This is a genomic window from Streptomyces sp. NPDC028368, assembly GCF_055565615.1.
In genome coordinates, this window is sequence record NZ_JBVHTY010000001.1 from 182,879 (window position 1) to 203,202 (window position 20,324).

Annotated in this window: 20 protein-coding genes; 11 read left to right on the forward strand and 9 right to left on the reverse strand. The window is 71.1% G+C overall.

Going from position 1 to position 20,324, the window contains the following annotated elements:
• The first annotated feature begins 278 nt into the window (after positions 1 to 278).
• Entirely contained in the window at positions 279 to 656 is a 378-nt protein-coding gene (locus ACZ4S3_RS00905; RefSeq protein WP_026170122.1) for an RNA polymerase-binding protein RbpA, read from the forward strand.
• Between the two features lie 90 nt (positions 657 to 746).
• Here the strand turns inward: ACZ4S3_RS00905 and fxsA are convergent, their stop codons facing one another.
• From fxsA to ACZ4S3_RS00930, 5 genes are all read right to left on the reverse strand, one after another.
• Positions 747 to 1,334, reverse strand: coding sequence for an FxsA family membrane protein (fxsA, locus tag ACZ4S3_RS00910; RefSeq protein WP_467924199.1), 588 nt, complete (start codon positions 1,332 to 1,334; stop codon positions 747 to 749).
• Between the two features lie 34 nt (positions 1,335 to 1,368).
• A complete protein-coding gene (locus ACZ4S3_RS00915) occupies positions 1,369 to 2,127 on the reverse strand; it encodes a polyprenol monophosphomannose synthase (RefSeq protein ID WP_467924201.1) in 759 nt (252 codons plus the stop codon).
• Positions 2,124 to 3,797 (reverse strand): apolipoprotein N-acyltransferase, encoded by a 1,674-nt coding sequence (lnt, locus tag ACZ4S3_RS00920; RefSeq protein WP_467924203.1) that lies wholly within the window; start codon positions 3,795 to 3,797, stop codon positions 2,124 to 2,126. Before lnt ends, ACZ4S3_RS00915 begins: the two co-directional genes overlap by 4 nt.
• A 574-nt stretch (positions 3,798 to 4,371) precedes the next feature.
• The gene (locus ACZ4S3_RS00925; protein WP_467924205.1) at positions 4,372 to 6,036 is read right to left on the reverse strand and encodes an amidohydrolase; all 1,665 of its coding nucleotides are present in this window, start codon (positions 6,034 to 6,036) and stop codon (positions 4,372 to 4,374) included.
• Positions 6,037 to 6,092: 56 nt separating this feature from the next.
• Positions 6,093 to 6,533: an Lrp/AsnC family transcriptional regulator gene (locus ACZ4S3_RS00930; RefSeq protein ID WP_242587056.1), complete on the reverse strand. Its 441-nt coding sequence runs from the start codon at positions 6,531 to 6,533 to the stop codon at positions 6,093 to 6,095.
• 210 nt (positions 6,534 to 6,743) lie between these two features.
• Here ACZ4S3_RS00930 and ACZ4S3_RS00935 point away from each other — a divergent pair, with 210 nt between their 5' ends.
• On the forward strand, positions 6,744 to 7,169 hold the full coding sequence (locus ACZ4S3_RS00935) for a hypothetical protein (protein ID WP_467924208.1): 426 nt from the start codon (positions 6,744 to 6,746) through the stop codon (positions 7,167 to 7,169).
• Positions 7,170 to 7,201: 32 nt separating this feature from the next.
• Here ACZ4S3_RS00935 and ACZ4S3_RS00940 read toward each other — a convergent pair whose 3' ends face one another.
• Both ACZ4S3_RS00940 and ACZ4S3_RS00945 read right to left on the reverse strand, forming a co-directional pair.
• A complete protein-coding gene (locus ACZ4S3_RS00940; RefSeq protein ID WP_467924210.1) occupies positions 7,202 to 8,404 on the reverse strand; it encodes a phosphotransferase family protein in 1,203 nt (400 codons plus the stop codon).
• Positions 8,401 to 9,534: an Rv3169 family protein gene (locus ACZ4S3_RS00945; protein WP_467924212.1), complete on the reverse strand. Its 1,134-nt coding sequence runs from the start codon at positions 9,532 to 9,534 to the stop codon at positions 8,401 to 8,403. Before ACZ4S3_RS00945 ends, ACZ4S3_RS00940 begins: the two co-directional genes overlap by 4 nt.
• 121 nt (positions 9,535 to 9,655) lie before the next feature.
• Between ACZ4S3_RS00945 and ACZ4S3_RS00950 the strand changes: the two genes are divergently transcribed.
• Both ACZ4S3_RS00950 and ACZ4S3_RS00955 read left to right on the forward strand, forming a co-directional pair.
• Positions 9,656 to 10,639: a leucine-rich repeat domain-containing protein gene (locus tag ACZ4S3_RS00950; RefSeq protein WP_467924214.1), complete on the forward strand. Its 984-nt coding sequence runs from the start codon at positions 9,656 to 9,658 to the stop codon at positions 10,637 to 10,639.
• Positions 10,639 to 10,914 carry a hypothetical protein gene (locus ACZ4S3_RS00955; protein ID WP_467924216.1) on the forward strand — a complete coding sequence of 92 codons (276 nt, stop codon included), beginning with the start codon at positions 10,639 to 10,641 and terminating at the stop codon, positions 10,912 to 10,914. The genes ACZ4S3_RS00950 and ACZ4S3_RS00955 overlap by 1 nt, the downstream gene beginning before the upstream one ends.
• 28 nt (positions 10,915 to 10,942) lie before the next feature.
• On the opposite strand, the gene ACZ4S3_RS00960 is transcribed toward ACZ4S3_RS00955, so the two are convergent.
• Positions 10,943 to 12,115, reverse strand: a complete 1,173-nt coding sequence (locus ACZ4S3_RS00960; RefSeq protein WP_467924218.1) for an acyl-CoA dehydrogenase — start codon at positions 12,113 to 12,115, stop codon at positions 10,943 to 10,945.
• Positions 12,116 to 12,487: 372 nt separating this feature from the next.
• Between ACZ4S3_RS00960 and ACZ4S3_RS00965 the strand changes: the two genes are divergently transcribed.
• The gene (locus ACZ4S3_RS00965; RefSeq protein WP_467924220.1) at positions 12,488 to 13,753 is read left to right on the forward strand and encodes a glycoside hydrolase family 18 protein; all 1,266 of its coding nucleotides are present in this window, start codon (positions 12,488 to 12,490) and stop codon (positions 13,751 to 13,753) included.
• Positions 13,754 to 13,834: 81 nt separating this feature from the next.
• On the opposite strand, the gene ACZ4S3_RS00970 is transcribed toward ACZ4S3_RS00965, so the two are convergent.
• The gene (locus ACZ4S3_RS00970) at positions 13,835 to 14,491 is read right to left on the reverse strand and encodes a TetR/AcrR family transcriptional regulator (protein WP_467924222.1); all 657 of its coding nucleotides are present in this window, start codon (positions 14,489 to 14,491) and stop codon (positions 13,835 to 13,837) included.
• A gap of 263 nt (positions 14,492 to 14,754) precedes the next feature.
• On the opposite strand from ACZ4S3_RS00970, the gene ACZ4S3_RS00975 reads away from it, so the two are divergent.
• The 6 genes from ACZ4S3_RS00975 to ACZ4S3_RS01000 all read left to right on the forward strand — a co-directional run bounded on the left by ACZ4S3_RS00975 (position 14,755) and on the right by ACZ4S3_RS01000 (position 20,106).
• Positions 14,755 to 15,264: a DUF6230 family protein gene (locus ACZ4S3_RS00975; protein WP_467925181.1), complete on the forward strand. Its 510-nt coding sequence runs from the start codon at positions 14,755 to 14,757 to the stop codon at positions 15,262 to 15,264.
• Entirely contained in the window at positions 15,255 to 16,241 is a 987-nt protein-coding gene (locus ACZ4S3_RS00980) for a DUF6114 domain-containing protein (RefSeq protein ID WP_467924224.1), read from the forward strand. Before ACZ4S3_RS00975 ends, ACZ4S3_RS00980 begins: the two co-directional genes overlap by 10 nt.
• A 75-nt stretch (positions 16,242 to 16,316) precedes the next feature.
• A complete protein-coding gene (locus tag ACZ4S3_RS00985) occupies positions 16,317 to 17,585 on the forward strand; it encodes a GAF domain-containing protein (RefSeq protein WP_467924226.1) in 1,269 nt (422 codons plus the stop codon).
• A 122-nt stretch (positions 17,586 to 17,707) separates the two neighbouring features.
• Entirely contained in the window at positions 17,708 to 18,007 is a 300-nt protein-coding gene (locus ACZ4S3_RS00990) for a cupin domain-containing protein (protein WP_467924228.1), read from the forward strand.
• A 145-nt stretch (positions 18,008 to 18,152) separates the two neighbouring features.
• Positions 18,153 to 19,676: an acetaldehyde dehydrogenase ExaC gene (exaC, locus tag ACZ4S3_RS00995; RefSeq protein ID WP_467924230.1), complete on the forward strand. Its 1,524-nt coding sequence runs from the start codon at positions 18,153 to 18,155 to the stop codon at positions 19,674 to 19,676.
• Positions 19,677 to 19,692: 16 nt separating this feature from the next.
• Positions 19,693 to 20,106: a DUF779 domain-containing protein gene (locus tag ACZ4S3_RS01000; protein WP_467924232.1), complete on the forward strand. Its 414-nt coding sequence runs from the start codon at positions 19,693 to 19,695 to the stop codon at positions 20,104 to 20,106.
• Positions 20,107 to 20,324 lie beyond the last annotated feature (218 nt).

Genomic DNA, 20,324 nt, shown 5'->3' on the forward strand with positions numbered 1-20,324 from the left:
CTTTGGCTCACCAGGCGGACCGTTACTGCGCGCTCAACTATGTAAAGCGTTGGGTGACATCTGCTGCCAGATGTGACAAACCGGGCGCTGGTGGGTACAACAAGGGGCGGCACGAAGAGGAACCAAGCGGCGCGCAGCGCCTCCGTCAAGGGCGGTGGTGGGCGACGGGTGGGCGCAAGTCCCGGATTACGGGAATCTTCACCGCCGACCGGACGTTGACCGGATGACGACGACAGCGACACCTGTCCTGTGGGCGACAAGCCCGGGAGGCACGATTCATGAGTGAGCGAGCTCTCCGCGGCACGCGACTCGTGGTGACCAGCTACGAGACCGACCGCGGCATCGACCTGGCCCCGCGCCAGGCGGTGGAGTACGCATGCCAGAACGGCCATCGATTTGAGATGCCGTTCTCGGTTGAGGCCGAGATTCCGCCGGAGTGGGAGTGCAAGGTATGTGGTGCACCCTCTCTTCTGGTGGATGGAGATGGCCCCGAGGAGAAGAAGGGTAAGCCCGCGCGTACGCATTGGGACATGCTCATGGAGCGGCGCACCCGCGAGGAGCTCGAGGAGGTGCTGGCCGAGAGGCTGGCCGTCCTGCGCTCCGGCACCATGAACATTGCCGTGCATCCGCGCGACAGCAACCGCAAGTCCGCCTGACAACCGGACTGCGCCGGAGAAGTAAGCAGCACAAGGGCCGGGGCCACTGCATCGCGCAGTGGCCCCGGCCCTTGCTTGTCTCCGCCGTGCTCAGCCGGTCAACGGCGGGTCGTGACGGCGCGGGGCCGGCGGGTCCTCGTCACGGATGACCTCGCCCTGGACGACCTTGCCGTCCGGCTTGTGGATACGGACCTGCTGGAACGCGTCACCGAACGAACCCGGGGTGTAGGCCGCCCGCCGGTTCAGCAGCTTCTCGGCGCGGCGCTGGATCAGCTTCCCGGTCGGCGGGAAGAGGCACAGCAGCGCCACCGCATCGGACACCAGCCCCGGCACCATCAGCAGCAGGCCGCCGAGCATCGGCAGCGTATTGCCCTGGGCCGATGTGCCGTTGCCCGCGGGCGCCGCGGGGTCCTTGGGCGCCGAGGGATCGGCGGCCTGCAGGGATTCGGTGAGGTTCCGCCAGGCCCGGCGGCCCGCCCGCTTGACCACCAGCGAGCCGGCCAGCACGCCGGCGACCAGCAGCAGGAACACCGTCAGCCCGCTCGTGGCATCGGCGACAACGATCAGCAGCCAGATCTCCAGCACCACCCAGGCGGCGATTCCCAGGGGGAGAAACCGGCGGGTGCGCGAGCGCTGGGGCGGGCGGGGACTCGGCGGTGGCGTGGCGGCGAACGTCATGCCTCAAGTGTGCCTGGCCCCCGGCCGCGGGAAATCAGCGGCCGCGGATCTTGCTCACCCTGGTATCGACACCCCAGGCGGTGATCCGCCACAGCGCCTCGACCATGATGTCGCGGCTCATCTTGCTGTCCCCCAGCTCCCGGTCGACGAAGGTGATCGGGACCTCGACGACATGGAATCCGGACCGCACCGCGCGGCGGGCCAGGTCGACCTGGAAGCAGTAGCCCGCCGAGGCCACCTCCTCCAGCCCGAGCCCCTTGAGCGTGTCCACCCGGAAGGCCCGGAAGCCGCCGGTGACATCGCGGATCGGGACGTCCAGGAGGACGCGGGAGTACGCGCTGGCGCCGCGGGAGAGGAACTCGCGCCGCTTGGGCCAGTTCACCACCCGCCCGCCGGGCACCCAGCGCGAGCCGAGCACAAGATCGGCACCCTTGAGGGCGGTGAGCAGCCGCGGCAGCTCCTCGGGCCGGTGGGAGCCGTCGGCGTCCATCTCGACCAGCACGCCGTAGCCGTTGTCCATGCCCCACTGGAAGCCCGCGAGGTAGGCGGCGCCGAGTCCTTCCTTGCCCTTGCGGTGCAAGACGTGGACGTGTTCATCGTCGGCGGCGAGCTCATCGGCGAACTTGCCGGTGCCATCGGGACTGTTGTCGTCCGCGATCAGCACATGCGCCTCGGGGACGGCGGACCGCACCCGCGAAACGATCGGCTTGATGTTCTCCGCCTCGTTGTACGTCGGGATGATCACCAACGTGGTGCCGAGCGGACCGTACTGCCGCTGACCGCCGTCTGTCACTGCTGCCCCTTCTCGGTCTTCGAACGCCCGCGCCGGCCGAGGACACTCGCCGCGGCGCAGGACAGAAGGCCCACGATAGCGAGCGCCCACTCGGGTGCCGCACCAACGCGGTCGGCGAGCGTCGTTTCGTCGCGCAGCGGGATCCGCGCGGAGACGACGCCCTGAGTGAATTCGGGGATCTGGTGGGTGACCGTGCCGTCCGGGGCCACCACGGCGCTGATGCCGCTGGTGGCGGCGGTGACCACGGCCCGGCCGTGTTCGACGGCGCGCAGCTTGGACATGGCCAGCTGCTGCTCGGGCTGGCCGGTGCGGCCGTAGGTGGCGTTGTTGGTCTGGATGACCAGGGCACGGGCGCCGGCGTCGACGGTGTCGTGGACGATCTCGTCGTAGGCGACCTCGAAGCAGATGACGTCGCCGAGCTTGGCGGGACCGACCTTGAGCAGCCCGGTGTGGTCACCGGGGTAGAAGTCGCGGGGCACCCGCTGGAAGCGCGTAATGATCTTGCTGAGCTGCTCCCGGAACGGCACATACTCGCCGAACGGCACCGGGTGCTGCTTGGTGTACGAGGCGCCCGGCCCCTTCTTCGGGTCCCAGACGATGCCCTCGTTGAAGACATAGCCCTTCTTGGTGGGGTGGTCGACGAGGGCGCCGACCAGTACGGGCACGCCGATGGCCTTCACGGCCTCGTCGATCCGGTCGTAGGCCTGCGGGTACTGGAACGGGTCGAGGTCGGAGGAGTTCTCCGGCCAGATGACCAGGTCGGGCTTTTTGGCCTTGCCCGCCTTGATGTCGGCGGCGAGCTTCTCGGTGGCCGTGGCGTGGTTGTCGAGGATCTTCATGGGGCGGCCCAGGAAGTCCATGCCGGGCTTTTGGACGTTGCCCTGGACGACGGCGATGTTCACGCCGTCGTCGGCCTTCGTCGGTACGGGGACGGCCGCACCCGCGACCGTGACGGCGGCGGCGAGGCCGAAGGCCTCCAGGGCGGGGACCGCCTTGCGCAGCGAGCCGGAGGCGCGCAGGCCCCACAGGGTGGCGGCGCACGCGGCCAGCAGCGTGCCGGCCAGCGCCACGGCGAAGGTCACCAGCGGGGCGCCGCCGAGCGCGGCGAGCGGGGTGAACGGCGAACCGGTGTTGGCGAACGCCAGCCTCCCCCACGGGAAGCCGCCGAACGGCAGCCGGTCGCGGGCCCATTCCTCGGCGACCCACAGGCAGGCGGCCCACAGCGGCCAGGCCCGCAGCCGGGAGGTGCCGGCCAGTGCCGCGCCCAGGATCGCCAGGAACAGCGCCTCGGCGACGGACAGCCCGAACACCGCGTCCCAGCCGACCACATGCAGCCACTTGAGCAGGATCAGGAAGAACGGCAGCCCGAAGGCGAAACCCGTCCAGGCGCCCTGCCGTACGGTCCGGCCGCGGGTGAGCAGGGCGAAGGCGGCCACGCCCACCAAGGAGAGCGGCCACAGGCCGTACGGCGGGAAGGCGAGGCCGAGTGCGATGCCGGAGACGACCGCGAGGGCGCTGCGCAGGGCCTCGCGGCGGGCCATGGCAGCGAGGCGCCGGAGCCGGCCGGGGCGGCGGGGCACGTCGCTCACGCCCTTCTCGGCGGGCGGCATCGGGCCGTCGGGCGAGGCGCCGCCGGTGGCTTCTTCGGTGGTGTCGGAGACCGATGGCACGGTCGCGGCCTTCCTGCAAGGTCGGGTGGGGTCCCTCCCCGCTCCTGGAGAGCTTCGGGGAGTGAGCTGACCGTACATCGGGCGGGCGCCATCGCGGGGGCCAGGTGCGCCAGAGCAGGGCGCACAGGAGCTGAGTGGTGCGGATAGGGGCCCGGTGCCCTTCGGGCCGACCTGGGACCCGCTGGCTGCGGATCGACCGAAAGCCGTTGTCTACTGAGCGTCCGGGCCCCACCCGGGTCGCACCTCCCCCAAGCTCTCAACGAGCAGGAAGGGACCCCCAGACCGGCCGAGACGAACCGTCGCGCCGTGCCGCTGACGCTGGACCTGGCTCCCAGTGGCGGTGCGCCGGTGTGGCGCCCCGTCCCATGGCCCAGCTGCGTTCGACGACTGCGCGGAGGTCTCCCGATCGGACGTCCGGTGGTGGACTCGGCCGAACCTACCGGCCGTCGACCGCCTGCTGTCAACAGGTGCTCCGCCTGCGTCGTTTTCGCGTCGCCCCAGGTCACCGCCGAGGCGGCCCAGGTGAGGCAAGCGGCGGCAAGCGCGCCCCTCTGCGAGACCTGCCCGCCCGATGTCACTCGATCGGCCGCCCGTGGACGGTGCGTCCGCCGACGACCGTGGTCAGGCACACCGGAAGGTCGCTGCCGGGGGTCAGATCGGGCAGGCCGGGGGTGCCGGAGCGGGGGTCGGTGGACCAGCGCTCCACGCGCTCGTCGGGGGCCTGGACGAGCAGCTCGCCGGTGCGCCAGACCGCGTAGTCGGCGGGGGCGCCGGGGACCAGGACGCCCGCGTCGTCGCGGCCGATGGCGCGCCAGCCGCCGCGGGTGTGGGCGGTGAACGCGGCGCGGGCGGAGATGCCGTGGGCGCGGGTGCGGTGGAAGACGGCGGCGCGCAGGGTGCCCCAGGGGTCGAGCGGGGTGACCGGGCTGTCGGATCCGAGAGCGAGCGGGACACCGGCCTTGAGCAGGGCGGCGTACGGGTTGAGGGTGCGGGCGCGGTCGGCGCCGAGGCGGGCCGCGTACATGCCGTGCTCGCCGCCCCAGGCCGCGTCGAAGGCGGGCTGGACGGAGGCGGTCAGGGCGAGGTCGGCGAAGCCCGCGACGGTGTGGTCGGTGAGCATTTCGGCGTGTTCGACGCGGTGCCGGGCGGCGCGGATCCGATCCAGGCCGATCCGCTCGGCGGCGGCCCGTACACCGTCGACGACGCAGGTCAGGGCGGCGTCACCGATGGCGTGGAAACCGGCCTGGAGCCCGGCCTCGGTGCAGGCGGCGACATGGGCGGCCACGGCCTCGGTGTCGAGGTGGGCGGCGCCGGTGTGGTCGGCGTCCGCGTACGGGGCGTGCAGGTGGGCGGTGTGTGAGCCGAGCGAGCCGTCCACGAAGAGGTCACCGGCCGCGCCGATGGCCCCGAGCTCACGGATCCGCTCCGCATCCTTTGCGGATGCGATCAACTCGGCCCAGTAGCCGACCACCCGCGGACCGTTGCCTTCCGCCGCCAGGGCGAGCAGCGCGGTGAAGTCGTCCTCGCCGGAGATCTCCGGGCCCGCGCACTCATGGACGCTGCCGATGCCGAGGGAGGCAGCACGGGCGAGCGCCGCCACCTGGGCGTCGGCGCGCTGGGCGGGCGTGATCGTGGCGTACGCGGCCTGCCGTACGGCGTGGTGGGCGTCGCCGGTCAGTGGGGCGTCGGCATGGAAGCCGGTCCGCTCGCGGATCCCGGGGACGAGGTCCAGCAGGGCCGTCGTGACGACCGCGGAGTGCACATCGACTCGGGTGAGATAGAGGGGACGGCCGCCGGTCGCCGCGTCCAGTTCGCTGCGGGACGGCGGGCGGCCCTCGGGCCAGGCGCTGGCGTCCCAGCCGTGGCCGAGCAGGATCTTGTCGGCCGGGCGCGCGGCCGCGTGCGCGCGGATCCGCGTCAGCGCGTCGGGGAGCGTGGCGGCGCCGGACAGGTCCAGCCCCGTGAGCGCGAGGCCGGTCGCCGTGGTGTGCACATGTGCGTCCGTGAACGCCGGGGTGACCAGCGCACCGTCGAGCCGTACGACCTCATCGACACCGTCGGCGAACGAATCGGCCGCGCCCTCCTCCCCCACCCAGGCGATGCGGTCGCCCTCCACCACCATGGCGGTGGCGAAGGGGTCCGCGGGGCTGTGCACCTCACCGCCGCGCAACAGGACGGTGCGGGGCCGGGCCGGGTCGGGAAGGTGCTGCCCGGTGGGGGTGGGGATGCGCTCGCTCATACCGGACAGTTTGGCCCCTTCGCGCAGGTGGGCCGCGCTCGGGGGGCGATTGCTGGTCAGATGCGCGGCGGCCGGGCCTCGTACGGCGTGGAGAGCACGACCGTGGTGCGGGTCGAGACGCCGGCGAGCGAGCGGATGCGGCTGAGCAGGTGCTCGAGCTCCAGCGGGGTGGCGACCCGCACCTTGAGGATGTAGTTCTCGTCGCCCGCGACGCTGTGGCAGGCCTCCAGCTCGGGGACCTCCGCCAGCCGGTCGGCGATGTCGTCCGGGGCGCTGGGGTCGAAGGGTTTGACCGAGATGAAGGCGGTGAGCGGCAGGCCCACGGCTTCGGGGTCCACGATGGCGGCATAGCCCCGGATGACACCGCGCTGCTCGAGACGGCGCACGCGCTGGTGCACCGCCGAGGTGGACAGGCCGGTGGCCTTGCCCAGGTCGGTGTAGCTCATCCGCCCGTCCTTGACGAGCAGATCCACGATTTGTCGGTCCAACTCCTCCACCCGCTCAACCTACTGTGCCCGGCGGCGGATGCGCAGCGCGCGCCGGATCCTGGACACCCCCACGCCGGTTCGTGTGAGGAATGCCACACCCGTGAACCCGTGTACGTCGGGCGGCGGCGATTATGCGCGCGGCATGAAGGGAATTGCTGGTGGTGGCCGGGACCGCCCGTCACAGGAAGTCCGCGGTCCGAGTGGGCCCACCCGAGGGGGATGGACATCATGCGACGCCTCAAGCAGGAATCCGCCGCGCCGAGCGTCGGCGCCCAGGAGGGCGACAGTCTCGGTTTCTCCGGCGACGACGGCACGTACGACGCCTTCGAGACCTTTGACATCTACCGCGTGACCTGCCCGGACTGCGGGCAGCCGATTGCGCTGCTGGCGGACGAGGACGCACTGCCGGAGCATGCACTGTGCGCCTCGCCGTGGAACCCGTTCGGCCTGACGGTGTGCCAGGGCTCCGGCCGGCCGGCGACCGAGGCGCCGGAGACCGACGACACGACGGACGCCCAGGAGCAGGACGTGGCCGTGCTGTTGACCCTCCCGGAGAGCCTGGACTGGCGCCGCCAGCCGTTCTCGCACATCGGCGGCCCCGGCACCCCGCCGGCCCGCGTCCCGCAGATGCGCCGCGGGGCCTGAGCCGGACCGTCGACACGGCCTCCCCCAAGCTCTCAGCTCCGTTCGAGCGGGGAGGCACCCCCACACCAGTAGCGGCCGGCGATCATCGCTTCCAGGGTGTCTCGGTGCAGGATCAGCGCATCGGCGTCGTCCGGCACCGGCACCTCGCCGAAATGCACCTGGCGATACGCCACCCGCAGCATCACCACGGCGTGCCGCAGCGCCGCATAAAGGGTGTGGAATTCCATATCGCGGGGTGTGTGCCCGGTGAGCCGGGCATAGCGCCCCTCGATATTGTCGCGGCGCAGGAAGTCGGGAAGTCCGCGCTGTCCACCGCTCTCGGTGAGGTCCTGGAAAAAGCGGTGCAGATACACCATCCAGCCCAGGTCGAGTTCGCGTGGACCGAGGGCGGCCATTTCCCAGTCCAATACGCCGGACGGTTCAAATCCGTCGTCGTAGACGATATTGCCGATCCGGGCATCACCCCAGGTCAGGACCGTCTCACCCGGGTCCGATGGCCAGTGCTCGGCGAGCCAGGCGAAGCCGCGCTCGATGACCGGTGAATGCGGGCGGCCGTCCACGACCCAGTCGTAATAGTCACGCTGTGCCGCGACATGACGGTGCAGCGCCGTCCCTTTTGCTTTCCCGCTTTCCAGGACTCCCCCGCTGTCCAGGATTCCTTCACCGCCCAGGATTCCCTCGCTGTTCAGGAAATCGGCCGCACCCACCGGTACTTGGTCGTGCAGCCGGGCGAGAACCGAAACGCTGGCGGCCTCGAGGCGTTCCCGTTCAGCATCCGTGGCGGCGTGCAGCCAATTCCCTTCGTACGTATAGGGCATGACGTCCGGTGGGACGCGGCCGGCGGCGCGGGCCATGACGAAGAAGGGCGCGCCGAGGTGTGCCGGGTCCTCCTCGAGCCAGAGGGTGCGGGGTACGGGCAGGTCGGTGCGGTCGGCGACCAGGCGCATGGTGCGGTACTGCCGGGCCATGTCGTAGCGCGGGAAGATCGTGTACGCGGCGGGGTCGGCGGCGAGGCGCAGCGCGCAGGAGAGGGGGGTCTCTCCGTCCTCGTGGGGGTCCCCGCTGTTCGTGTCGATGTCGAAGAGCAGGGTCTCGCTGGACATGCCGTTGGAGGCCGGGACGGTGGCGTGGGTGGCGCGGGCCCCCGGGAGCCGGGTGGCGAGCCAGGCGGTGAGGCGGCGGGTGAGGTCTTCGGGGTCGCGGGTGGTGGTGCGGGGGCGCGGATCCGGGGTCACTGGCCCGCCTCCTGGGCCACCGAGTCGTAGCCGGTGAAGCCGCTCGGGTCGTGGCGGCCGAAGCTGCCGTGCTCGAAGATGCCGTGGCCGACCTGGCCGTCGAGGGTGAAGCGGGCGGCGTGGTCGGTGACGCCATAGGCGGCGAGGGGGTGTGCGGTGGGGTCGGAGAGGTCGTAGCTGCGGCGGTCGGTCCAGCCGCGGCCGCGCCAGGTGCCGTGCTGCCAGTCGTCGGCGGGAGGGTAGCCGGCGCCGATGGCCAGGGGTGAGGAGGCGAGGATCTCGGCGGTGAGCTCGAGGGGTTTGCGGGCCGGGTCGGTGAGGTGGAGGACGGCGCTTTCGGGGTGGCGGGTGCCGGGGCGGTAGGTGATGTCCGTGTGCGGCCAGCCGAGTTGGACATCGGGCAGGCCGTCGCGGACCAACCGGGCGTCGTTCAGGGTGCGATGGCCGTCGGCGTCCTCCTGGACGATGACCATGACGAAGCGGTCCTCGAAGCGCACCGGGCACCAGACCCAGTGGAAGCCCTCGGGCCGCATCTCCTCCCCGGCCCGCCCGGGGTCCTCGCCGGGGATCGGGCGGACGCCCCAGCTGCGGTCGCGGGTGCCGGTCCACTCCTCCGTCGTGACCGCGAGCTCCTCTCCCGCCACCGTGATGCGGCCGGTACACGTCCCCGCCTGCACAAACCGCCGTCCTTCCAGGATCAGCCGGTCGCCGCGGTACTGGGTGTGGTGTGGCTCCCAGGTGGCGGGGAACGCCGCGGTCCAGGTCAGGTCGTACGACAGACCCTCGGGGTCGTCGGGGTCGGCGGCACAGGTCAGGCGCAGGCGGGCGAGCGGCTCCTCGACGGTGATGGTCAGCGGCCCGACGGTGAGCGCGAGCCGGTCGTCGGTGAGGGCGTCGGAGGCCCGTACGGCGTGCAGCCGGTCGCCGAGGCGCAGGGTGGCGTAGGCGTCGATGACGCCGGTGTTGGGGTAGACGCCGAGTCCGGCGATGAGGAGGGCGCGGCCGGAGTGGTCCATGACGTGGAAGATGCACCGGTCGTAGGCGTTGCGATCGCTGGTGGCGACCTGCCGCATGGACAGCGGGGCCTGGTGGATCGGGTATTCGTCGAGCGCGATCGGGCGGTCGGACACGGTCTCCTCCTGGGCGCGGGGCGGCACACGGGGAGTTGACGGTACGTCAGCTCGGCAGCGGCTGCCATACCCCGTCGAAAACTACGGGCGGCATGGTGGAGACGCGGTTAGCTTGGCGGCCATGAAGTGGTCCGAGTGGAATCAGACGGAGTTCGAGAAGGTGGTGCGGCAGCTCTCCCGCACCGGTCCCGACGCCGAGCGGATCGATATCTACGCGGAGGGCCTCCGTGCGCTGCCCGACGAGCTGTGGCGGTTCGAGCGGCTGCGGGAGCTCAGCATCCACTCGGAGTATCTGGAGGAGATACCGGCGGGTATCGGGCGGCTCGCGCAGCTGCGGTCCCTGGAGGTGATCTGCGCCCCGATCGTTACCTTGCCGGCGGAGATCGGCCTGCTGGGCGAGCTTCGTGAACTGGACGTCAGCAATGGGACATTGACGCATCTGCCTGCCGGAATCGGCGGGCTGGGGCAGCTGCGCAAGATGTCGTTCTGCAGCAGCCCGTTGACTGAAATCCCGCCGGAGACAGGGCTGTTGGGCCGCCTGGAGGTGCTGGATCTGCCGGGCGCGGAACTCACCCGCATCCCGCCGGAGACGGGCCGGCTGCAGGCGCTGGCCGAACTGACCCTGGGGACCGAAGAGGGCGGGGACCTCACCGTCCCGAAGGAGCTCTGGGAGCTGAGCCGTCTGCGCACACTGCGGCTGCCCATCAGCTGCTCGGTCGAGGAACTGCCCGACGGCATCGGCAACCTCCGCTCGCTACGGGAACTCGACCTGTCGGGCGTGGTCCTCACGGGCGACAACTACCGGGCAGTGCCCCCCGCCGACCTGTGGGACCTCACCCAGCTCGAAGTGCTGCAGCTGCCGTGCAGCGGCCTCACCGCCCTCCCTCCCGCCATCGGGCGGATGACGCGCCTGCGCCATCTCCACCTGGGCGGTTGCGAGGTGCGCGAGCTGCCGCCGGAGATGGCCCGGCTCACCGGTCTGGAAAGGCTCGATCTGAGCGATTCCCTGGTCGCGGAGGTCGGCAAAGAGGTCCGCGATCTCCCGCGCCTGCGGCGGCTCACGACGAGCCGCCGCACAGCGTCCGAGACCGAGCGGGGCGCCTGATGGCCCTCGCCACGCGCGGCTCCCGCCTCCTCAGCGTCGACGGAATCCGCTATCGCTGGGCCGTCTCCCCCGACGCATCCGGCCTCGCGCTGGTCGTTGCCTGGGCCGACGGCGACGGCGCCCGCATGGTGACCTGGCTGGACCACGGCACGGTGATCGCGCCGGGCGTGGTGGCCGGGCTGATCCGTACGGCGCGGGAACACGGCTGGCGGCCGCGGCGACGCGGGCCCGAGAGCGTCTTCCGTAGTGACGGCGAGGGGTACCGGGCGCGGTGAAGCGCCCGGCCCGCCCGCCCCCGCGCGCTCAGTGCGATTCCGGCCCCGCCAGATGCCGGGCGATGACCATCCGCTGGATCTGGTTGGTGCCCTCGACGATCTGCAGGACCTTGGCCTCGCGCATATAGCGCTCGGCCGGGAAGTCGAGGGTGTAGCCGTAGCCGCCGAGGAGCTGTACGGCGTCGGTGGTCACCCGCATTCCGGTGTCCGTGCAGAAGAGCTTGGCCATCGCCGCCTCCTTGGAGAACGGCTGCCCGGCGTCGCGCAGCCGGGCGGCGGCGAGGTAGAGCGCCCGGCCGGCCTCCACCTGGGTGGCCATATCGGCCAGCATGAAGCGCAGGCCCTGGAAATCGCCGATCGGGCGGCCGAATTGCCGGCGTTCGGCGACATAGGCGAGCGCCTCGTCCAGCGCCGCCTGGGCGACGCCGATGGCGCAGGCCGCGATGCCGAGGCGGCCGGAGTCGAGGGCCGAGAGGGCGATGGCGAAGCCCTGGCCCTCCTCCCCCAGGCGCCGGGAATCGGGGATGCGGACGTCGTCGAAGTGCAGCTGAGCGGTGGGCGAGCCCTTCATGCCCATCTTCCGCTCGGGCGGCGCGGCGCTGAGGCCCTCGGCGTCCCCGGGGACCAGGAAGGCCGTGATGCCGCGGGCGCCGTTCTCGCCGGTGCGGGCGAGGACGGTGTAGAAGTCGGCCACGCCGCCGTGGGTGATCCAGGCCTTGGTGCCGCTGAGCGTCCACGTGTCGCCGCTGCGGGTGGCGCGGGTGGTCAGCGAGGCGGCGTCGGAGCCGGAGGCCGGTTCGGAGAGGCAGTACGCGCCGAGCAGTCCGCCGCCGAGCATGGCCGGGAGGTGTTCGGCGCGCTGTTCCTTGGTGCCGTATCCGGCGAGCGCGTGGCAGGCGAGGGTGTGCACGCTGACGCCGAGGCCGACGGTGAGCCGGGCGGCCGCGAGTTCTTCCAGGACCTGGAGGTAGACCTCGTAGGGCTGGTCGCCGCCGCCGAACTCCTCGGCGTACGGCAGCGAGAGCAGTCCGGCTTCGGAGAGCAGGGTGAACGTCTCGCGCGGGAAGCGGCCGGCGTCCTCTTCCTCGGCGGCGACCGGCTTGATCTCCCGCTCGATGAGTTCGCGTACGAGCGTCAGCAGGTCGCGGGCTTCTTCGGTGGGCAACTCGCGGTCCACCGGCCGGGGGCCGTACTCGGTCATGGCGGCGCTCTCCTCCCTGTCGGGCGCTGCGGCGACGTGCGCGCGGGGTGAGGCGGCGTCGCCGGATTTCCATAATGCCCAGCCGATGATCGCCGCCCGGGTCTCGGATGGCGATGACCTGCAGCTGTGGCGCTAGGAGTATGCCCGATCGGCGGCCCCACGTCACGGGTTGATCATCATCGGCCGCGGGCGGTCCGGACTCTGCTCATCGGCCACGAAATTGGTCCGAACCATTGACCCACTGGTCTAGTCCTTCTACCTTCTCCCCCAACGTTCCCTGCGTTCATGACCCTTCGCATGTCGGTCCGTGCGCATCCATGTCCCGGTGGAACGCAGGTCAGGCTCCACCTCGCCCCCCTCCGAGGAGAAACCATGCTCAGACCGCACCGGAAGCGATCGCCGCGCAGGCTGATCGCCGCCACCACCGCCCTGTGTACCGCGGCGCTGGCCGGCACGCTGTTCGCGGCCTCGGCCTCGGCCGGCCAGACCGTCACCGCCGCCCCCGCGGCCAAGGCGAAGCCCGCGGCCGCGGCCGGCAACAAGGTCGTCGGCTACTTCACCAACTGGGGTGTCTACGACCGCAATTACCACGTCAAGAACATCGAGACGTCGGGGTCGGCGGCCAAGCTGACCCACATCAACTACGCCTTCGGCAACGTCCAGGGCGGCAAGTGCGCGATCGGCGACTCCTACGCCGACTACGACAAGGCGTACACCGCCGACCAGAGCGTCGACGGCCAGGCCGACACCTGGGACGACGGGGCGCTGCGCGGCAACTTCAACCAGCTGCGCAAGCTCAAGAAGCTGCACCCGGGCCTCAAGGTGATCTGGTCGTTCGGCGGCTGGACCTGGTCCGGCGGCTTCGGTGAGGCCGCCAAGAACCCGGACGCCTTCGCGCAGTCCTGCTACGACCTGGTCGAGGACAAGCGCTGGGCGGATGTCTTCGACGGGATCGACATCGACTGGGAGTACCCCAACGCCTGCGGTCTGACCTGCGACACCAGCGGTAAGGACGCCTTCACCAAGGTCATGAAGGCACTGCGGTCGAAGTTCGGGCAGAACAATCTGGTGACCGCGGCGATCACCGCGGACGCCTCGGACGGCGGCAAGATGGACGCCGCCGACTACGCGGGCGCGGCCCAGTACGTCGACTGGTACAACCCGATGACGTACGACTACTTCGGCGCCTGGGACGCCAAGGGCCCGACGGCGCCGCACTCCCCGCTGACGTCGTACAACGGCATTCCCAAGGCCGGGTTCAACACCACCGACACCACCAAGAAGCTCATCGGTCTCGGTGTTCCGGCGAGCAAACTGCTGCTGGGCATCGGCTTCTACGGCCGCGGCTGGTCCGGTGTCACCCAGGACGCCCCGGGCGGTACGGCCACCGGCGCGGCCCCGGGCAAGTACGAGGCGGGCATCGACGACTACAAGGTGCTCAAGGACCGCTGCCCGGCCACCGGCAAGGTGGGCGGCACGGCCTACGCCAAGTGCGGTGACCAGTGGTGGAGTTACGACACCCCGGAGACCATCGGCGCGAAGATGGCCTTCAAGGATGCGCAGGGCATGGGCGGCACGTTCTTCTGGGAGCTGAGCGGCGACACCGCAAACGGTGAGCTGATCAAGGCGATCAAGTAGCGGTAGAAGTACGGGAGAGCCGGGCGGGAGGCTGTGGGGCCTCCCGCCCTTCCGCGTTCCGGCGAGGTCGAGGGACGCGGTTCAGACGGGCGGCCGGGGCGGCGCCGGGCAGGCCGGCTCGTACTCCTCGATCAGCCGGAGGGTGTCGCCCAGGCCCCGTACCAGCAGCGCGACCACCGTTTCGCGGGACAGCTCCCGCGCCGTGATCCAGTCGAGGGTGACGCCCTCGACGCTGCAGAGCCAGCCGGTCAGGGCCGTGCGGGCGAGCGGCGGGATGTCCTCCCGGCCCCAGGCGCCGAAGGCGATGGTGCCGAGCAGCCGGGCGCGTACGGTGTCGCGGATCGCCAGCACCTCGGCATCGAAGCCGACGCCGCCGGTGACGATGGCGCGATAGGCGGCCTGGTGGTGCTGGGCGTAGCGCAGATAGCCGTCGACGGTGCGCTGGACGCGTTCGACGGGCGGGAGGTCGTGGGTGCTGCCCGCGCGCTCGACCAGCTGGGCCACCGCGTCCTCGATGATGGCGAGGTAATAGCCGCGCTTGTTGGTGAAGTAGTAGTAGATCAGGCCCTTGGCCACCCCGGCCTCGCGGGCGATGTCGTCCATGGACAGGGCGTCGTAAGAGGTGTCGGCGAACAACTTCCGTCCGGTGGCTATGAGTTCGGCGCGCCGCGCCTGGGAGCGTACGGTGCCGCGGGCGGTCGGGGAGCCACCCCGTCCACGCTGTTGACTATTATTCAAAATCGGCCCTAGTCTCCAACTGCCAAGAGTTTTGCGCAGTATGACAGAACGTCACGTCCAAACGTCATGTCTCCACATGACGTCTTGCGGCCGCGCTCTTCCGGCGGCGCCTCAAGCACTTCCCTCGCGCATTCGACCGCTGCCCCGGGGAGGACGCAGTGAGCTCTACGATCCCTACATCGCCCGAGGGGCGAACCTCCTGGAAGAAGACCGCTGTGGTGGCGCTGCCCGCCGTGCTCGCCGTCGGCACACTGGCGACGGTGATGGCCCAGGGCGTGCTGGCCGCGTCGTTCGCCGTCTCCGGCACCAACTTCCAGGTGTCGTCAGGCAAGTTGACCAGTAGCGGCCTCTCCTCGTACGTGCACACCGACCGGGATACGGACGGCACCGGCCACCCCGTCGCACTGCTCGGCATCGGCAAGGCCACACTCGCCGACATCTGCCAGTCGGCGCAGGTCAAGACGCCGGTCGGCACGGTGGTGTTCAAGCTGACGGCGGGCGGCAAGGCCGGTGCGGTGTCCGCCGACAGCCTGATCATCGACGGCGAGGACCTGGTGGGCGACGCCCGCTTCGGTACGGCGCAGATCGGCCGCGATGCCGGCACGCTCGACGCCGTACCGGGGGTCAAGGGCCCGAAGGGGAAGTTCGGGCTGCAGGCCGGGAACATCGAGGTCGCCGGGGTCAAGTCGCACGCCTGGTCGGCGACCGGCGGGAACTTCCGCCTCAAAGGGCTGCGGGTGAGCGTGAGCCTGGACGGCCAGAAGTGTTTCTGAGCGCGCGCCGTGCCCGGTGGGACGCCCGGCTCGAGCGGACGCTGCCCTGGCCCGAGCGGCGGGCGGGGCTGCGTCGCTGGCGGCGGACCCGGCCGTTCTGGGCCGGGCTGCTGCTTCTGCTCGGCGGGGCCGAGCTGCTCCTGGTCCCGCTGTCGCCGCTGACCGTACTGGTGAGCCTGGGCCTCGGCGGGCTGGCCGCGCTCGGTATCGGGCTGGCGCTGATGGTGGCGGGCCTTTTCCTGTGGTGTGCACCAGCCACGCACCACTACGTGAGCATCAATGCGCTGATTCTTTCGGTGCTCTCCTTCGCCGCGACAAATCTCGGCGGCTTCCTGGTGGGCATGGGACTGGGGATCGCGGGCGGCGCCATGGGGTTCGGTTGGACGCCGGCGAGGGATGGGGGCACGGCCGAGCCCTCGGACCCCGCCCCCGCCCACACCGGCACCGGCACCGGCACCGGCACCGGCAGCAAGGTCCTCGCCGCCGGACTGCCCCTCGCGCTGCTCGCGGCCCTCGGGGGCCCCGCGCAGAGAGCCGACGCGGCCGGCGTCCCGGCGCCCCCGAACCCGCCGACCGTGCGGACGACGATGTTCGCGCCGCAGGGCTTCACCCTGGCCGGGGTCACCGAGGTGCCCACGGCCAACGGGCCGCTGAAAGCCATGGTCCTGAAGATGAGGGCGGCCTCGCTCACCGACTACCGCCTCACCACCCACGACGGCGGCCCGCCGCTCACCCTCAACGCCGACTCGCTGAACCTCAACGGCGCGGTGACCCTCTACCTCACCAGATTCAGCGGCTGCCTGGAGGGCGTGCTCTGCCTCACCTTCACCCCCGACACCCTGCCGGTGCCGCCGGTGGTGCCACCGTTCGTCTTCATGACCGATGTGGAGGCCGAGCAGGCGCTGGTCACCTCGGATCTGATCGTCGCGGACGGACTGCGGCTGCAGGCGGGCGGGCGCCGCGACACCGAGAGGTGACGCGGGGTTTACGGCTCCGCCCCGTACGAGCACCATCGGCGTGCGGGGACCGGATCCGTAATGAAGAGGTGACAGGTGGTCAACCCTTGGCTGGCGCTGGAGTCGGGCGCCGACCCGGTGGCGCACACCCGCACGGTGCGGCGAGCCCACGAGGCGTTCCTGACCGGCGGGACCGTGGCTCCGCCCGTGCGCGGCGTGGTCGCGGACTCCTGGCGCCGCTCGGCACGGGCGCGGGCCGCATCGGACGGCGCGGTGCCCATCGAGCTGGACGAGGCCGCGCTGCGGGCCTACCGGGACCGGCATCCGCTCGCCCGCGCGATGCCCGTCTTCCGGGAGCTGCTGGGCACCATCGCGCAGGACGGCGCGCATCTGCTGGCCGTGTGCGATCCGCAGGGGCGGATGCTGTGGGTCGAGGGCCACCCCGGAGTACGGCGCCAGGCCGAGCGAATGAATTTTGTCATCGGTGCCCGCTGGGACGAACAGCATGCGGGCACCAACGCTCCGGGCACCGCGCTCGCCGCCGATCACCCCGTACAGATCTTCGCCGCGGAGCACTACAACCGGCGGGTGCAGCCCTGGACCTGCGCCGCGGCGCCGCTGCACGATCCCCGGACCGGGCGGCTGCTGGGTGCCGTGGACATCACCGGAGGCGACCATCTGGCCAGCCCGCACAGCCTGGCCCTGGTGCAGGCCACCGCCCGCGCCGCCGAGGCCCATCTCGCCGCCGGAGAACCGGAGTTGGGGGTGTATCTGTCGGCGCTGGGTCGGGACGAGGCGCTCCTGGTCGTGGACGGCAGGCGGCTGCTGCTGGGCCGCCGCCACAGCGAGATCATGGTGCTGCTCACCCAGCACCCGGCCGGCCTGACGGGCGAGCAGCTGGCCGTGCTCCTCTACGGCGAACGTGAGATGCGCCCGGTCACGCTACGGGCCGAGCTGTCCCGGCTGCGGCAGCTGGTGGGCCCGCTGCTCGACTCGCGGCCGTACCGTCTGAGCCGCCGGGTGGAGACCGAACTCGCCACCATCGAGGCAGAGTTGGCCTCAGGGGGCATCACTGCCGCGCTGGACACCTACCGCGGTCCGCTGCTGCCGCTGTCGGAGGCGCCCGGCGTACGGCGGGTGCGCACCGCGCTGGAGGACCGGCTGCGACGCGCCCTGCTCGGTGCCCGTGACCCCGATCAGCTGCGCCAGTGGGCCCAGACCCCGTGGGGCGAACACGACCTGGAGGTCTGGGAAGCCCTGGTGAATGCCCTCCCGGAGCGCTCCCCGGCGCGCACCGCCCCGCTGGCCACGGCCGGACGGCTGCGGACGGCGTACGGACTGACCGACGGCTCGCCGCCCCGCTAGGGCCTGATCCTTTACCGAACGGTCGACCCGCGATCCCCGCAGGTCACCTAGCCTCGGGGACATCCCTGAACCCGCTGAAGGCGGCTGCCGGCTGCCTGCCGAGCCGTCTGGAGGAGCACGTCATGAGCCTGGTCGATCTGTCGGACACCGCTGCCGCTCTCCAGCAGGAGTGGCGTTCCCTGCCGCTCGGGCGGGTCGGCTCCGCCTGCGTGAAGGTGCTGAGAATGAACGAGCTGCCCGTTGCGGAGGAAAGCCACGAGGATGCCGAGATGCTGCTCGTCCTCGACGGGCGGCTCGAGCTCGCGGTCGACGGCGTACCCGTGCCGGTCGAGGCGGGCGAGCTCTATCTGGTTCCCGCCGGCACCTCGCACGCGGTTCGCCCGGGGAGCCACGGAACCCTCTTGATCGTGGAACGTCCCTGAGGGCTGTCCGCCGGATCTTGGGGGACACGCGCGGGGCCCGGCCGCCGCGCAACGTTCCGGCAACCTTCGCCGCCCTACTCTGCGCGCACCGCCCGTCGCACGGGAGCGGCGGGTACCGCGTCGAGAGCGATTGGGAGGCCGCCCCATGGCCCGTTACGCCAGCCCGGGTTCCGCCGATGCCGTGATGAACTACCGGACCCGCTACGACCACTGGATCGGCGGCGAGTTCGTGGCGCCCGCGCTGGGCCGGTACTTCGAGAACCCGACCCCGGTCAACGGGCAGCCGTTCACCGAGGTGGCGCGCGGCACCGCCGAGGATGTGGAGCGCGCCCTGGACGCGGCGCACGCGGCCGCGCCCGGCTGGGCCCGTACCCCCGCGGCCGAGCGCGCCGCCGTCCTCAACAAGATCGCCGACCGGATGGAACAGCATCTCGAGGAGCTGGCGGTCGCGGAGAGCTGGGAGAACGGCAAGCCCGTACGGGAGACCCTGGCGGCCGACATCCCGCTCGCCATCGATCACTTCCGCTACTTCGCGGGGGCCGTACGCGCTCAGGAGGGCACCCTCTCGGAGATCGACGAGGACACCGTCGCCTACCACTTCCACGAGCCGCTCGGGGTCGTCGCCCAGATCATCCCCTGGAACTTCCCCATCCTGATGGCGACCTGGAAGCTCGCCCCGGCCCTGGCCGCCGGTAACGCCGTGGTCCTGAAACCGGCCGAACAGACTCCCGCCTCGGTGCACTTCTTCATGAGCCTGATCGCCGATCTGCTGCCGCCGGGCGTGGTCAACATCGTCAACGGCTTCGGCGTGGAGGCGGGCAAGCCGCTGGCGTCCAGCCCGAGGGTGGCCAAGGTCGCGTTCACCGGTGAGACCACGACCGGGCGCCTGATCATGCAGTACGCGTCCGAGCATCTGCGGCCGGTGACCCTCGAACTCGGCGGCAAGAGCCCCAACATCTTCTTCGACGATGTCTCCGCCCTCATGGACGACTTCCAGGACAAGGCGCTGGAGGGCTTCACCATGTTCGCCCTCAACCAGGGCGAGGTCTGCACCTGCCCCTCCCGGGCCCTGATCCAGCGCGGCCACTACGCGGACTTCCTCGCCGCGGGCGTGGCCCGTACCGAGAAGATCGTCCAGGGACATCCGCTGGACACCGACACCATGATCGGCGCGCAGGCCTCCAACGACCAGCTCGAGAAGATCCTTTCCTACCTGGACATCGGCCAGAAGGAGGGTGCCCGCGTCCTGACCGGCGGGTCCCGGGCCGAGCTGGGCGGAGAGCTGGAGGGCGGCTACTACGTCCGCCCGACGATCTTCGAGGGCAACAACGACATGCGCGTCTTCCAGGAGGAAATCTTCGGCCCGGTGGTGGCCGTCGCGCCGTTCTCCGACTTCGACGACGCGATCGGCATCGCCAACGACACCCTGTACGGGCTGGGCGCGGGCGTCTGGACCCGGGACGGCTCCACCGCGTACCGCGCGGGGCGCGCCATCCAGGCCGGCCGGGTCTGGACCAACTGCTACCACGCGTATCCGGCACATGCGGCGTTCGGCGGCTACAAGCAGTCCGGCATCGGCCGGGAGAACCACAAGATGATGCTGGACCACTATCAGCAGACCAAGAACCTGCTGGTCAGCTACTCGGCGAAGAAGCTCGGGTTCTTCTGATGGAGAGGGCGTTCTGATGGAGCCGGAGGAGGAGCGGACGGCCGCGGCGGCCGAGGGGGCGGGGCGGATCGGGCTCACCGCGGCGGCCGTCGAGCTGCTGCGTCTGCTGCGCGGTCAGCATGGCCCGCTGATGTTCCACCAGTCCGGCGGCTGCTGCGACGGCAGCGCTCCCATGTGTTACCCGGCCGGGGAATTCCGTACGGGATCGTCGGATGTGCTGCTGGCGCGGCTGGCCGTGGAGGGTGTGCCGGAGGCGGTGGGGTTCTGGATGTCGGCGGACCAGTTCGCGCGCTGGCGGCATACGCATCTGACCGTGGACGTCGTGCCCGGCCGGGGCAGCGGATTCTCGCTGGAGGCGCCGGAGGGCGTCCGCTTTCTGATCCGGTCGCGGCTGTTCACCGATGAGGAGCGGGAGCAGCTCGGGGAGTGACGGCCGGCACGGTGAGACCCCGCGCACGGGGGAGAGCGCGGGGCCTCACTCTGTAGAACAGACAGATGGCGGCAGAAGTTCCCGGACCGGACGGATTCCTTACGGACTCGATACGGGATTGCGGACGGGCGGTCCCTGTGCGGGCTCCCTGAGGGCTCGCGGTACGGGATTCGCGTACAAGTTTCGCGTACGGGCCGATTTCGTACGGGCGCTGTACG